The sequence below is a fragment of the Brachyspira innocens ATCC 29796 genome, assembly GCF_000384655.1.
In the GTDB taxonomy this organism is placed as follows: domain Bacteria; phylum Spirochaetota; class Brachyspiria; order Brachyspirales; family Brachyspiraceae; genus Brachyspira; species Brachyspira innocens.
Genome location: NZ_ARQI01000066.1, coordinates 1 through 13,575, shown reverse-complemented (window position 1 = coordinate 13,575; position 13,575 = coordinate 1). Strand labels below are relative to the sequence as shown.

11 protein-coding genes are annotated in these 13,575 nt (G+C 26.7%); 6 read left to right on the top strand and 5 right to left on the bottom strand.

What is annotated here, in order from left to right:
- Positions 1-185 precede the first annotated feature (185 nt).
- The 3 genes from F811_RS16195 to F811_RS15400 all read left to right on the top strand — a co-directional run bounded on the left by F811_RS16195 (position 186) and on the right by F811_RS15400 (position 7,154).
- A complete protein-coding gene (locus F811_RS16195) occupies positions 186-2,642 on the top strand; it encodes a polysaccharide pyruvyl transferase family protein (RefSeq protein ID WP_020003586.1) in 2,457 nt (818 codons plus the stop codon).
- 176 nt (positions 2,643-2,818) lie between these two features.
- Positions 2,819-5,473, top strand: a complete 2,655-nt coding sequence (locus tag F811_RS0101790; RefSeq protein WP_020003585.1) for a valine--tRNA ligase — start codon at positions 2,819-2,821, stop codon at positions 5,471-5,473.
- 25 nt (positions 5,474-5,498) lie between these two features.
- Positions 5,499-7,154, top strand: coding sequence for a site-specific DNA-methyltransferase (locus F811_RS15400; protein WP_020003584.1), 1,656 nt, complete (start codon positions 5,499-5,501; stop codon positions 7,152-7,154).
- A 313-nt stretch (positions 7,155-7,467) separates the two neighbouring features.
- Here the strand turns inward: F811_RS15400 and F811_RS16435 are convergent, their stop codons facing one another.
- Positions 7,468-7,644, bottom strand: coding sequence for a hypothetical protein (locus F811_RS16435; RefSeq protein WP_020003583.1), 177 nt, complete (start codon positions 7,642-7,644; stop codon positions 7,468-7,470).
- A 183-nt stretch (positions 7,645-7,827) separates the two neighbouring features.
- The gene (locus F811_RS0101770) at positions 7,828-8,655 is read right to left on the bottom strand and encodes a class I SAM-dependent methyltransferase (protein WP_020003581.1); all 828 of its coding nucleotides are present in this window, start codon (positions 8,653-8,655) and stop codon (positions 7,828-7,830) included.
- Positions 8,656-8,870: 215 nt separating this feature from the next.
- Here F811_RS0101770 and F811_RS0101765 point away from each other — a divergent pair, with 215 nt between their 5' ends.
- Both F811_RS0101765 and F811_RS0101760 read left to right on the top strand, forming a co-directional pair.
- On the top strand, positions 8,871-9,626 hold the full coding sequence (locus tag F811_RS0101765; protein ID WP_020003580.1) for an outer membrane beta-barrel protein: 756 nt from the start codon (positions 8,871-8,873) through the stop codon (positions 9,624-9,626).
- 91 nt (positions 9,627-9,717) lie between these two features.
- Positions 9,718-10,314 (top strand): hypothetical protein, encoded by a 597-nt coding sequence (locus F811_RS0101760; protein ID WP_020003579.1) that lies wholly within the window; start codon positions 9,718-9,720, stop codon positions 10,312-10,314.
- Here the strand turns inward: F811_RS0101760 and F811_RS0101755 are convergent, their stop codons facing one another.
- From F811_RS0101755 to F811_RS0101745, 3 genes are all read right to left on the bottom strand, one after another.
- Entirely contained in the window at positions 10,315-11,577 is a 1,263-nt protein-coding gene (locus F811_RS0101755) for a hypothetical protein (protein WP_020003578.1), read from the bottom strand.
- Positions 11,574-12,410, bottom strand: a complete 837-nt coding sequence (locus F811_RS0101750; RefSeq protein WP_020003577.1) for a glycosyltransferase family 2 protein — start codon at positions 12,408-12,410, stop codon at positions 11,574-11,576. The genes F811_RS0101755 and F811_RS0101750 overlap by 4 nt, the downstream gene beginning before the upstream one ends.
- Before the next feature lie 149 nt (positions 12,411-12,559).
- Positions 12,560-13,117 (bottom strand): carboxymuconolactone decarboxylase family protein, encoded by a 558-nt coding sequence (locus F811_RS0101745; protein WP_020003576.1) that lies wholly within the window; start codon positions 13,115-13,117, stop codon positions 12,560-12,562.
- Between the two features lie 183 nt (positions 13,118-13,300).
- Here F811_RS0101745 and F811_RS16430 point away from each other — a divergent pair, with 183 nt between their 5' ends.
- Entirely contained in the window at positions 13,301-13,462 is a 162-nt protein-coding gene (locus tag F811_RS16430; RefSeq protein ID WP_020003567.1) for a hypothetical protein, read from the top strand.
- The last annotated feature ends 113 nt before the right edge of the window (positions 13,463-13,575 follow it).

The window sequence follows — 13,575 nt, the reverse complement described above, 5'->3', positions numbered from 1 at the left end:
GACCAGACCAGACCAGACCAGACCAGACCAGACCAGACCAGACCAGACCAGACCAGACCAGACCAGACCAGACCAGACCAGACCAGACCTAGTATTATATTTAAAATTATATAATAAAACCAATGTTTCAATATAGTAAAAAATACTATATTGAGCATTGGTTTTTTGTTTTTGGGGCTTTGCTTATGAAGAATAACAGCATAGACATATTAAAAAAAACAGAATGTACTGGATGCGGTGTATGTTATAAAGTATGTCCTCACAATGCCATAAAGATGATAGAAACCAAAGAAGGTTTTCATCATCCTATTGTTTTAGAAGATAAATGTACTGACTGCGGATTATGTGTAAAAAAATGCCATGCTCTTAATGATAATTTCAAAACTGATTTCAGACAATTAATATACGATGTAAGGGCGAATGATGAAATAAGAATGAAAAGCTCTTCAGGCGGAATGTTTACACTTTTAGCAGATTATGTATTTGAGAATAATGGTTATGTATGCGGAGCAAGTTTTACAGATGATTGGCTTGGAGTTGAACATATAATTATTAATGATAAAAAAGATTTAGATAAATTAAGAGGCTCTAAATATATAGAGAGTAATTTGGGTAATACTTTTATAGAAATAAAAAAGTTATTAAATGAAAAAAATCAGGTATTATTTACGGGCTGTCCTTGTCAAGTATCTGCTTTATACTCATATTTGGGTAAAGATTATGACAATTTAATTACTTTTGATTTGTTATGTAATAGTATAGTTCCGCAAAAAGTATGGGTAAAATATTTAAAAGAGTTATTTACAGATGATGAAATAAAAGATATAGAATATATAAGCTTCAGAGATAAAGATAAATTCGGCTGGAATATTGATCATAAAGTATATATTAAATTTTCTGACAAAGAATATATATCTAGAGGTAATGATAATATTTATATACAATCATTTTTAAAACACATTTCTGTAAAAGAAGAATGTCTGCATTGTAAATATAGAAAATATGAAAGAGTAGGAGATATTACTATTGGTGATTATTGGGGTGTAAAAAATAATGATAATAAAGGAGTGTCTTTAGTATTAATAAATACATATAAAAGTAATAATGTTTTTAATAAAATAAAAAAATACTGTAAATATGAAGACGTTACAAAACTTAAACCTTCAAATGGAGGGTTAGGTATGACTATGGATGTAGGTAGAAATAGAAAACATTTTTTTAATAACTTGGATAATAAAAGACTTGAAGATATATATAATAAATTTGATATAGGACTTTTAGGTTTATGGTTTGCTCCTAATTATGGTGCTATATTAACTTATTATGCATTATATAACATTTTAGAAAAACTAGGGCTGTCTGTATTAGTGATTGATCCTATAGATAGCGATAAATTTGATTATCTTTTTATAAATAAAAATAGTATAGCTAGGAAGTTTGCAATTAAACACTATGATAGAATAGATATAATTGATAAAAATATAAATAATAAATGTATTAGCTTTGCTACGGCATCTGATCAGTTATGGAACATGTATATAATAGAGCAGCAGTTAAGTTCATTTCTTGGTAAAAAATATTTATATTTTTTGGATTTTGTAGACAATAAAAAGAAAAAAATAGCAATTTCTACGTCTTTTGGAGATAATATTACTAATTTAGTTGATGATACTAATTCCAAAAAAATATTCTTTATTAATCATTTTCTTACTCAGTTTGATCATATATCATTAAGAGAAAGCAGTGCTGTAGATTTTTTAAAAAAAGAATTGAATTTAGATGCTGATTTTATATTAGATCCTGTATTTTTAATAGATATAGAAGAATATAACAATTTAATCAACACTGTTAAAAAAGATGACACAGAAGAAAATTATATATTTGCATATTTTTATGGTCTAAGTTATTATATGAAAGAACTAAATAATATTGCAAATAAAATGAATAAAAAATTAATATGTACTACTTTTAAAGAAACTCCAGAAGAATGGCTTTCCCTTATAAAAAATGCTTCTTTTGTTATTACAGATGGTTTTCATGGAAGCTGTTTTTCAATTGTTTTTAATAAACCATTCGTATGTGTTAGAAGTGATTATTATTCAAATGATTTATTTAGAATAAGAGATTTATTAAGTTTGTTAAATATAAAAGAAAGAATAATTCCTAATTTGAGTACACTAGTAAATAATTTAGAAAAATATTTAAAAATTGATTATTCAAAAATAAATAATAAGTTAAAAATAGAAAAAGAGCGTTCTCTAAATTGGCTTATAAATGCACTCAAAACTCCAAAAAAAATTAATAGAGATTCATATAAAGATGATATTATAAATTTACTTATAGAAAAGAATAATCAATTAAGTAATGAAATAATCGAAAAAAATACACATAAAGATGATGTTATAAATTCACTCATAGAAAAAAATATAAAACTTGATAATGAACTAAAAGAAGTAAAAGAAAATATTAATTGGATAAAACTCTTCGGAATATGTAATAATAAAAATTATATATATATTTACATATTTGGTATTAAAGGCGTTATTAGGGCTACTGAAAAAAATATTAATAAAATAGCTTGGTGGATACCAGTAAAGAAGTGGCGTGAGGCTTTTAGAGATAAATTCAGAAAGTTTTATTAAATAATATTATAATCGCTTATATTTTTTGTATATAATGTATATTCCTTATTATGAAATTATAATTTAAGAAAAATTAATATCTATAAAAATTAATAATTGAAAAATATTGTATATAGTATAAAATATAGTATCAATTTTTAGTATTAATTTGCGATTTTATCGGAGGAAAAAAGAATATGAAACACACTTTAGAAGGAGCATACACTCCTAAAAATATCGAAGACAAATTATATAATTTCTGGAAGGAAAACGGATTTTTTCATGCAGTTATGGATAAAAATAAAGAACCATATTCTATAGTCATACCTCCTCCAAATGTTACTGGCGTACTTCATATGGGACATGGACTTAATAATACGCTTCAGGATATACTTATAAGATTTCACAGAATGCTGGGCAAATGCACTTTATGGATGCCGGGTACTGATCATGCTGGTATTGCTACACAGAATGTTGTTGAGAGAAGATTAAAAGCTGAAGGCAAAAATAAATATGATTTGGGAAGAGAGGCTTTTGTTAAAAAAACTTGGGAAGTAGCTAATGAACATCACTCTATTATAGTAAAACAATTAGAAAAGATAGGCTGTTCCTGCGATTGGGAGAGAGAAAGATTTACTCTTGATGAAGGTTTAAGTAATGCTGTAAGAGAAGTATTTGTTGAGCTTTATAATCAGGGTTTAATATACAGAGGAAAATATCTTATTAACTATTGTCCTAGCTGCGGCACTGCTTTGGCTAATGATGAAGTAGAACATGAAGAGGTGGCTGGTGCTTTGTATCATGTTAAATACCAAATAGACGGAACTAATGATTATATTGAAATAGCTACTACAAGACCAGAAACTATTTTGGCAGATGTTGCTATTGCTGTTCACCCAGATGATGAAAGATATGCACATCTTACAGAAGAGAATGTTTTGATACTTCCTATAGTAGGCAGAAAATTAAGACTTGTAAAAGATACTTATGTTGATAAAGAGTTTGGTACTGGAGCTTTAAAAATCACACCTGCTCATGACCCTAATGACTTTGCTATAGCTCAAAGACATAATTTAGAGATTATCAATATATTAAATCCAGACGGTACATTCAATGAAAATACTCCTTCTCATTATCAGGGTAAAACTGTAAAAGAAGCTAGAAGTATGATTATAAAAGAGCTTGAAGAGTTGGGAGCTTTTGTTGGAAAGGATAATATCAAACACCAAGTAGGACATTGTTATAGATGTCATAATGTTGTAGAGCCTTATTACAGCGATCAGTGGTTTGTAAAAATGAAGCCTTTGGCAGAAAAAGCATACAAAGCTGTTAATGACGGCAATACAAAAATATATCCAGAAAGATGGATTAATACTTATAATCACTGGATGACTGATATTAGAGATTGGTGTATAAGCAGGCAATTATGGTGGGGACATAGGATTCCAGTATGGTACTGCGATGACTGCGGCGAGATGATGGTGTCAAAAACTGATATTACAGAATGTAGTAAATGTAAAAGTAAAAATATTCATCAAGATGAAGATGTGCTTGATACTTGGTTTTCTTCTTGGTTATGGCCTTTTTCTACTTTCGGCTGGCCTGATATTAATGAAGAATTAAAATATTTCTATCCTACTACAGCACTTGTTACGGGTTATGATATATTATTTTTCTGGGTTGCTAGAATGATTATGGCTGGAGTTCATTTTATGAATGATGTGCCTTTTAAAGATGTTTATCTTAACGGACTTATAAGAGATAAAATAGGAAGAAAAATGTCTAAAAGTTTGGGAAACGGCATTGACCCTATAGAAATTATTGATGAGCATGGAGCTGATGCTTTTAGATTTACTTTATCATTTATAACTTCATTAGGAGGTCAGGATATTTGGCTTGACAGAGAACTTTTCAAAATGGGCGGAAAGTTCGCTAATAAAATATACAACAGTGCTAAATATATTTTTGGAAACATCGAAGATAATGCTGTTATAAAAGATTTAGATAGTTTTGAACTTGAAAATAAAGACAAATGGATATTATCAAGACTTCAGAAGGCTATTGATGATACAACTAAAAAATTAAAAGAGTATAGATTTGATGAGGCTTCTCAAACTATTTATAAGTTCTATTGGAATGAGTTCTGTGATTGGTATATAGAGATAAGTAAATTTGATTTGAAAGATGAAAGCAAAAAAGAAAAAACTATTGCTGTGTTATTGTATGTGCTTGAAGAGTCAATGGCTATGATTCACCCATTTATGCCTTTTATCACAGAAGAGATTTATTCTAATTTACCTAAACATAATATTGATTCAAAGGCATTGATGATTAGAGAGTATCCTAAAGCTAATGCCAAATACATATTTGAAGATATAGAAAAAGATTTTAACTTAATTCAGGATATAGTATCTGTAATAAGAAACTCACGTTCATCATTTAATTTGCCTCCTAATAAAAAACTTGATGTTATAATACGCTATACTTCAGACTATTTCAAAAATACTTCTGAAAGCTATAAAGATATTATATCATCACTTTCACTTACTGAATCATTAAATATAGTTTCTTCAAAAGATACTCAAAGAAATAAAGGCTCATTTGTTAAAGTATTTGAAGGCGGGGAGATAAATGTTAATCTTGTCGGCATAATAGATTTAGAAGCTGAGAAAAAAAGATTAGAAAAAGAGGCATCTAAATATAAAAAAGATTTGGAAGCTGTAGACAGAAAACTTTCTAATGAAAACTTTATGAGTAAAGCTAAACAGGAAGCTATTGATACAGAAAACAGAAAGAAAAAAGAGTTTGAAGATAAATTAAAAGGTATAGAGGAAGTTTTGTCTTCTTTATAGTCTTTTGTGTATTTTAGGAGAAAACATGTCTGATGAAAAAATTATAAACCAAATATATTATGGTGATAATTTAGATATATTGACAGAAAAAATTAAAAATAATTCTATAGATTTAATATATTTAGATCCCCCATTTAATTCTAATAAGAATTATAATATGATATATTCTACTAATACAGGTCAGCCTGTACCAGAAGGTGCTATAGCATTTTGTGATGCTTGGGAGCTTACAGAAGATAAACTTGATGAGGTGCAGGAATTTGCTAATGAATTAGAAACTCAAGATGGAAATAAAGATTTTGCTGATTTTTGGAATGCTTGGGTTAAAGCTTTAAAATATCAAAATCCTAAAATATTAGCTTATTTGGTTTTTATGGCTAGAAGATTAAGAGTAATGAGATATAAATTAAAAGATACAGGATCCTTATTTTTACATTGTGATTCAACTGCTAGTCATTACATAAAAATTATATTAGATGGTATATTTGGTCATAAAAATTTTAGAAATGAAATAATATGGCAGAGAACAAAAAATCCTAAAGGATCTCAATTTAAAGAAAAAAAGTTAGGTATTTGTACAGATAATATATTTTGGTATTCAAAAACAGATAATTATAAATTTGACTTGTCAAATATAAAAGTACCTTTAAGCAAAGAGGAGTTGGAAGAAAAATATAATAAGATAGATGAAATAGGAAGATATTATCAAGGTCCTATAGAATGTGGTCCGTCAATGGGAGACAGACCAAATTTATGTTATGAATATAAAGGTTATAGAAATCAGTATTCAAGTGGATGGAGAATGACAAAAGAAAAATTGATTGAATTAGATAATGCAGGAAATTTGGGTTGGTCTTCTAATGGACGACCTTTTAGAAAATTAAGACCAGAAAATGATAAAGGACATCCCTTATATAATTTATGGACTGATATTAACAGATTATATAAATCTAAAGAGAAATTGGGTTATCCAACTCAAAAACCAATTCCTTTACTGGAAAGAATTATTAAAATGTGTACAGATAATGGAGATGTTGTTATGGATCCTTTTTGTGGATGCGGAACAACTTTAATTGCTGCACATGGTATTAAAAGAAAATGGATTGGTATAGATATTTGTATGCTATCAACATATTTAGTAGAAAAGAGATTAATAGAAGAATATGGTACTGCTACATTAAGAAAGGGTATTGATTATAGAGTAGATGGAATACCTATTACCATGGAACAAGTAAGAGAATTAATAAATAAAGAAGATACAAATAAAAATGAAGGTCGTTATCAATTTCAATATTGGGCAATTGAACAGGTTTCAGGTTTTGCCTCTACTAAAAAAAGTGGAGATGGCGGTATAGATGGTTCAATTTATTTCTATAAAGATGAAAAGAAAACTTTAGGAAGAATGATATTATCTGTTAAGAGTAATAAAAAATTACAGGCTTCTTTCATAAGAGATCTAATAGGTACTATGGAAAATAATAAAGCTGACATGGCTGGTCTAATATCTTATGCTGAACCTACACATGATATGCTTAATGAAGCTAGAAAAGCTGGATATTTTAAATTAAAAGATGGACTTTTTGCAGATGTAGAATACCCTAGAGTACAAATTTTAACCGCACAGCAAATTTTAAATGGTGAAAAGTTTAATTTACCTTATAGTAGATTGTTACAAAGATAATTATTGATTTTACAAAAATTAAAAACTTGGCTTATATTTGTTATGAAAATGTAGGTCAAGTTTTTTTAATACTTAATAAAAAAATCAAGTATTAATCATACAAATTTGATAATTAATCTTTTATTAAGAAATTTCTAAGTTTTTTCTAAAGTATATAACAGAATTATTATTTTTTTATTATTGCTAATAAAAATTATTCGCTAAAAATGTATAGCAAATGAATTTGCTATACGCTCATAATTTTTATATTTTGCTTCTAGTATTTAAAAATTATTATTTTTATATAAAAGTCTGTATACTGTATTCATTTTATTTATTGGATTTTGAGATATTTTCTTCTTCCATTATAGATTTTAATTGATAAACTATTAATTGATGATAAGGATAAACATTCTTCTAAAAGATTTTCTTCTTTAAGATAATCAAAGAAATCCCCTCCTATAGGATTGTTTGTTTCTTTAGTATTATTATTTTTTACTGTATTTTTCATTTTATGTAATTCTTTATTTCTTTAGCTCTTTCATTTGCTAATGATAAATCCTTTTTAGGTATATCATTTATCTTTTTTATAATGGCATTTAATAAGTACATATTAGCATCATAATTATTTAATGATTATGCAATTATATCTACAAAATATTAAAATGCAATGCTTATAAGATTTACAAATATTTTATTCTTTAGTCTTGCCAATAATTGCCTGCTGGCATATATCATTATATCTTGTATCTCTTTTTCTTTTTTCTATAATAACAATTCCGTCATAATAATGAATAGAGTAGGCACTGTCAGTAAAACTATTTGGGTATAAATCATCTTCTTCAGTAGCCCAATATGCATTTAAATAGTCTATTAAGTTTTTAGTATATTCTATAAATGAATTAGGATTTTTATAACCGCCTCCGAAATTAGGCCAGTATGAAGTATAAACATCTTCGCATAAATAGATACCGTCATCTTTTATATGTCCGTACATCTCTTCAAAAGTTATTATCTGCTGATTCATTCTGTGTCCGCCGTCATCTATTAGAATGTCCAGCTTTGGTATTTGGCTTTTTACTTCATTTAAAAAATCTCTGTCGTCTTGAGAGCCTATAAATATTTTTATATTGTCACCTTCAAATTGTTTGCATTTTGGATTTTTATCTATTGAATATATATTAACATTGGCGTTATTATTTCTAAAATATTCTCTCCACATCTTCACAGCTCCTCCGCTTCCAACACCTATTTCCATCATGTTAATATCTTTTCCTCTGTATTTAGAAAAATGTCTTTCGTATATATCAAAAAAAGGAAGATGTTTAAATATTGCCTCTCCTTTATTATTAAGAAAATAGTTATGCAAGTCTGCTTTATCTTTATTATCTTCGTTTATTAGTATATCTCTTATTATTTCAAGTTTTTTTTTATCTTCTTCGCTGTCGCTTTTTACTAATAACAGGTTTTTATGCGTTTTTACTCTCAATTTTTTTATTTCAGACTTTTTGCCCTTTTTCATTTTTTATTCCTTTTGTTTATATCCGTAATTTTATACAATAAAATTCTAATTTGTCAAGGATTATATAATTTAGAGTTTTATATAAAATGTAAGTTTTTTTTAGGTAAGTGACGTGTTTTTGTAAAAAAATATTATAAATATAAGATTTTCTTATTGATAATTTTACTTTTAATGTTAAATTTTAAATATATAGAAATACAGTTGGAGTTCAATTTATGAGAAAAATAATACTTTCTATTATGATGTTTGTATGTACAGCATCAGTATCATTTGCTTTAGGCGGCGGATTTGAGTTTATATTAAATGTACCTGTTGGTATGAGCATAGGTGTTTATGATTATGAGCTTACTGATTATGCTGAGAGAATGGATGCCATTAACGGAGGCTCTATACGAAGTTCATTTGCTAGAAACGGTGATATTGGTTTTGATATAGGAGCTTCTATTCAGCTTGGATATATGATTAAGTTTACAGATAGTATGGGGCTAAGTATACTCGCAGAAGCAGGATACAGTCATGATACTTATTCTTATATAAGCAGATTAGATAAAAATAATTCTTATTCATACTCTTTTGAAAGTTTGCAGTTGGGTGTTATCCCTAAATTTAATATAAAAAACTTTGCTATAGGTATTGGAGGAGGAGTAAAGATTCCTTTAGCTGGAAATATAAATACTAAAACTTCATTGTTTGAAAGCAATACTAAATTAAGTTCAGATGATATAAAAAGATTGTATGAAAAAGCCTTAATGCCTTATATTAAACTTACTTTTGATTATTCTATATTCTTTACTCAAAAAACGGCATTTAATATAGGACTTTATTTAGGATATGATTTTGGTTTAGAGCCTAATATATATACTGTAGACGGGGCTATAAATGGAAACAGATTAATTGTTGATGAGGTATCATATTCTAGTTTTGATGTAGGACTTCAGGTAGGATTAAAATTCGGACCTAGCACAAAATAGATTTTTTTAATTACTTGTACAAAAAGAAGCAGCTTATTTTTATTATAATAGGCTGTTTTTTTATTATATAAAATTTATTTAGGATTAATATATGAATAATAATATTATAGATATTTCATTAAATAATCAAAAAAAGGCTTTCAGTATTATAAAAGAGCTTGATATAGAAAATGCTTTTAAATCTATTGGGGCAAGAGTAAATCTAGTAGGTTCTCTAAAAATGGGGCTTTTAATGAAAAACAAAGATATAGATTTTCATGTATATACTTCATCTCTCAATATAGAAAAAAGTTTTCTTGCTGTATCAAAAATAGCCAAAAATAAAAAAATAGAGAAAGTAACATATACTAATTTAATAGATACAGATGAACATTGTATAGAATGGCATTTATTTTACAGAGATGATTGTAATGCAGATAATATAGAAATTTGGCAGATAGATATTATTCATATATTAGAAGGCTCTTATTATGACGGGTATTTTGAAAAAGCTGCTGATGATGTAATGAATATGCTTACACAGGAAAAAAGAAATATAATACTTCAATTAAAATATGAAACACCAGATAATATAAAAATAATGGGTATAGAATATTATAAGGCTGTACTTAAATGTAATGTTCAAACATATGAAGAGTTTATCAAATGGAGAGATAAACAATTATTTAATGGTATAATAGAGTTTTAATTATATTCTGTAAATTACAATTGCAATCATATTTAGTAGAGCGTATATACAAATATAATTAATATATTTAGGTTTTGTATATTTGATATTCTCTATAAAGTATATTATAGGTATAAATCCAAGTGTAAATGATGAATAAAAATAATGCGGTCTTCCAGCTCCTATATTGGCAAGCATAAAAAATACTATAGAAGTTATTATATATACAATATAGAATAATAATAAATCTTTTAATGTGTTTGTTTTTGTATTATTATCAGTAATCATCTTTTTGGTAAAGAAGTGTTTATATGCATAAATTAAAGCTGTTATAGCAAATACAAATGAAAGTACATAAAATATAAAAGTAAATGCATATAATGGATTTTGTCCAAAGTATGAATTTATAATATCTTTTAATCCGTTTGAATATTTATGTCCCCCTTCATTTGTAGTAAAAAGAAGTATTGAATATATTTGAGGCGGCTGTATTATGTTTACTGCATCTATTTCAGATTTTCTTCCTAATATCTTTGATAAACTTTCAAATTTGTTTTGAAATTGATATATAATATAAGGCAGATAAGTTAAAAATGATATAAACACTCCAATAGCTAAAGGTATTATATTTTTTCTAGTATCTTTTTTCCATCTTATTATCAAAAACACTATTAAAGATGGAACCATAGAAAAGAAGTTTGAAAAATGGCATTGTGCTGATATAGCTAATATTGGAAATAATAGTACAGCGTATATAAACTTTTTGTCATTATATAAATATTCGTATAATACAGGTAAGAATAGAAAAGACAATATTAAAGGATTATGAGGATTATATATCATATTTCCAGCTCTTAAAAAATATAGATTAACCGACATAAGCATAAGAATAATAGTAAATGTTGTGAGTGAGAATCTTTTATAAAGCCAAACAAAAAATATTATGCTTATTAATATAGAAGTAATCAAATTAACAAGTCTTGCTCCTTCATAAGTGCTTCCCCCTAAAAAATATTTTAACATATATATAATATAAAAATATCCGCCCGGTACTCTTGAATTTTCTTCACTATCATAAGTTTCAGGAGTATTAAGAAAAACACCTTCTATAGGAAATTTCTTTTCATTTATAGCTTTATTAAGCTGGTAGAATTGGTACTCTGCATCAAGTCCTGTAGGATATCCGACTATTGATTTATTGTATAAATAAAATCTCAAAACTATACCTATTATAACTGCAGCTATTGAAAGTATTATTAATAATTTTTTGTTATTAACTATCATTTTTTATCCTTATAAACATTTTCTTTTTTTGATATATTAAATTTAGAAAGTATATATACAACACCTATTAAAAATCTTAAGAAATACATTGATATTGAATAAATAGGGTGGGCTAATAGTTTCTTCCATTTACCGTTTTCTATGTACACTCCAATATAACGGTAGAACATGCCGAATTGTTTTTTAGTGGTTTCATCATGTCCCCATTTTTTGAAGTAGTTATCAAAGTTTGAGGCATAATAGCTTTTTTTAATTATATATTGTTTTAATGTATGATTTTCATGATGATATAGAGAAGACTTTATTATTGATACTTCACCTATTTGTTTTATTCGTCTGTCGATATCCCAATCTTCAGTGCCGTTCAAGTTTAAATCAAAGCCTCCTATTTTTATAAAAGCCTCTCTTCTAAAAAAACGCACGGCATCTATTACAGTAGCATCATAAAAAGAACGCTCAAAACTTCTCACTCTGTTAAAAAAGTTTTTTCCGTATATTTTCTCTGGTATATATAGAGCATTTATATTTTTGTTATTATTAAAAACTTCTAAGCACTCTGTGATAACATTTTCTGATAAAGTCATATCTACATCCAAAAAGCCTATTATTTCTCCGCTTGACATTTCGGCTCCGTAATTTCTCTGTGCAGAACGTTCTGGCCCTTTAATAAAAGTTTTTGCTCCTAATGACTTTGCTATTTCTACTGTTTTATCTGTTGAGCTATTATCTACTAATATTATTTCTGTATCTTTATAGTTTGAGTTTTTTATGGCATTGATACAGTCTGCAATAAAGTTTTCAGAGTTTTTTGTTGTGATTATAATGCTTACCATCTATTACTTACCAATATTTTAGTGTTTTTATATTATATTAATAACAAAAAAATAACAATGCTATTTAATGATGTTTTAATTATTTTATAAATAAAAAAACAAGAGGTTTTTTATGCCCCTTGTTTTTAATTATTATTACTAATGATTAATTAATTATTTTTAGCTCTCCAAGTTTCTTTTTCAAACTCGCCCTGTATAGGTACTAGAGATTCATCTAAATCTATTTTTAATACAGCATTAAAATTATTAGTAGCCATCATCTGAGCTGCAAAACCTACTATAGTAACTATTTCAGAATCATTAAAATGTTTTTTAAGATTATTGATTAGTTCATCAGTTACACCATTAGGGTCTTTTACCATTTGCATACCTAGCTGTGATAATAGCTGTTCTTTTTCATCTAGTTTAAGATTTTTAGGATCTTCTCCTATAGCTTTTAAATCTCTTATAAAGAATAAAGAACAAAGCATACAGCCGTTAGTGGTAGAAACGGAATGAGCTAGTATCATAGCTGCTCTTTTACCAACTACTTCTACTAATCTGTCAAAAGAAGTATACCACCCCATAAATGCTTCATAAGTTGCATAGTCATTTAATAATGCTTTTTTCATATTTGTAACATTGCCGCTTTTTTTTAATTGATAATCGAAAGCCTCTTTTACTTTACCTTGGGCTTCTTCATATTCCATAAATTTAACTCTAGCCATAAATTAAATACTCCATTTTAAAATTAACACTAATATTTAAGTATATAATAATTTTACAAAATAAAAATGTTTAATCTAGTATAACATAAATTGTAATAATATAAATACTTTATTTAGTAAAAAATATTGAAATTTATATTATTATGATGTATAATAAAATAGTTATTATCTTAAGGAAGATTTATGAAATCAGAAATCAGAAATCAGAAATCAGAAATCAGAAATCAGAAATCAGAAATCAGAAATCAGAAATCAAGTTTCAAAAAAATAATAGATTATTTTGTCATTGCAAAAAAAATATTTATAGCTTTTTCTATGAAGGTATATTTTATTTATGAATATTAGTATAATAATACCATGCTATAATGAAGAAGAAGTTTTAAATACTCTTTATGAAAGAATTGATAATGTTTCAAAAAAATTATTAAACTATGAATGTGAATTTATTTTTGTTAATG

Excerpts from the sequence above, each read along its gene's own strand:
- F811_RS0101790 (WP_020003585.1), top strand. The coding sequence starts at position 2,819 with ATGAAACACACTTTAGAAGGAGCATACACTCCTAAAAATATCGAAGAC.
- F811_RS16195 (WP_020003586.1), top strand. The coding sequence starts at position 186 with ATGAAGAATAACAGCATAGACATATTAAAAAAAACAGAATGTACTGGA.
- F811_RS0101760 (WP_020003579.1), top strand. The coding sequence starts at position 9,718 with ATGAATAATAATATTATAGATATTTCATTAAATAATCAAAAAAAGGCT.
- F811_RS0101770 (WP_020003581.1), bottom strand. The coding sequence starts at position 8,655 with ATGAAAAAGGGCAAAAAGTCTGAAATAAAAAAATTGAGAGTAAAAACG.
- F811_RS16430 (WP_020003567.1), top strand. The coding sequence starts at position 13,301 with ATGAAATCAGAAATCAGAAATCAGAAATCAGAAATCAGAAATCAGAAA.
- F811_RS0101750 (WP_020003577.1), bottom strand. The coding sequence starts at position 12,410 with ATGGTAAGCATTATAATCACAACAAAAAACTCTGAAAACTTTATTGCA.
- F811_RS0101755 (WP_020003578.1), bottom strand. The coding sequence starts at position 11,577 with ATGATAGTTAATAACAAAAAATTATTAATAATACTTTCAATAGCTGCA.
- F811_RS0101765 (WP_020003580.1), top strand. The coding sequence starts at position 8,871 with ATGAGAAAAATAATACTTTCTATTATGATGTTTGTATGTACAGCATCA.
- F811_RS16435 (WP_020003583.1), bottom strand. The coding sequence starts at position 7,644 with ATGAAAAATACAGTAAAAAATAATAATACTAAAGAAACAAACAATCCT.
- F811_RS0101745 (WP_020003576.1), bottom strand. The coding sequence starts at position 13,117 with ATGGCTAGAGTTAAATTTATGGAATATGAAGAAGCCCAAGGTAAAGTA.
- F811_RS15400 (WP_020003584.1), top strand. The coding sequence starts at position 5,499 with ATGTCTGATGAAAAAATTATAAACCAAATATATTATGGTGATAATTTA.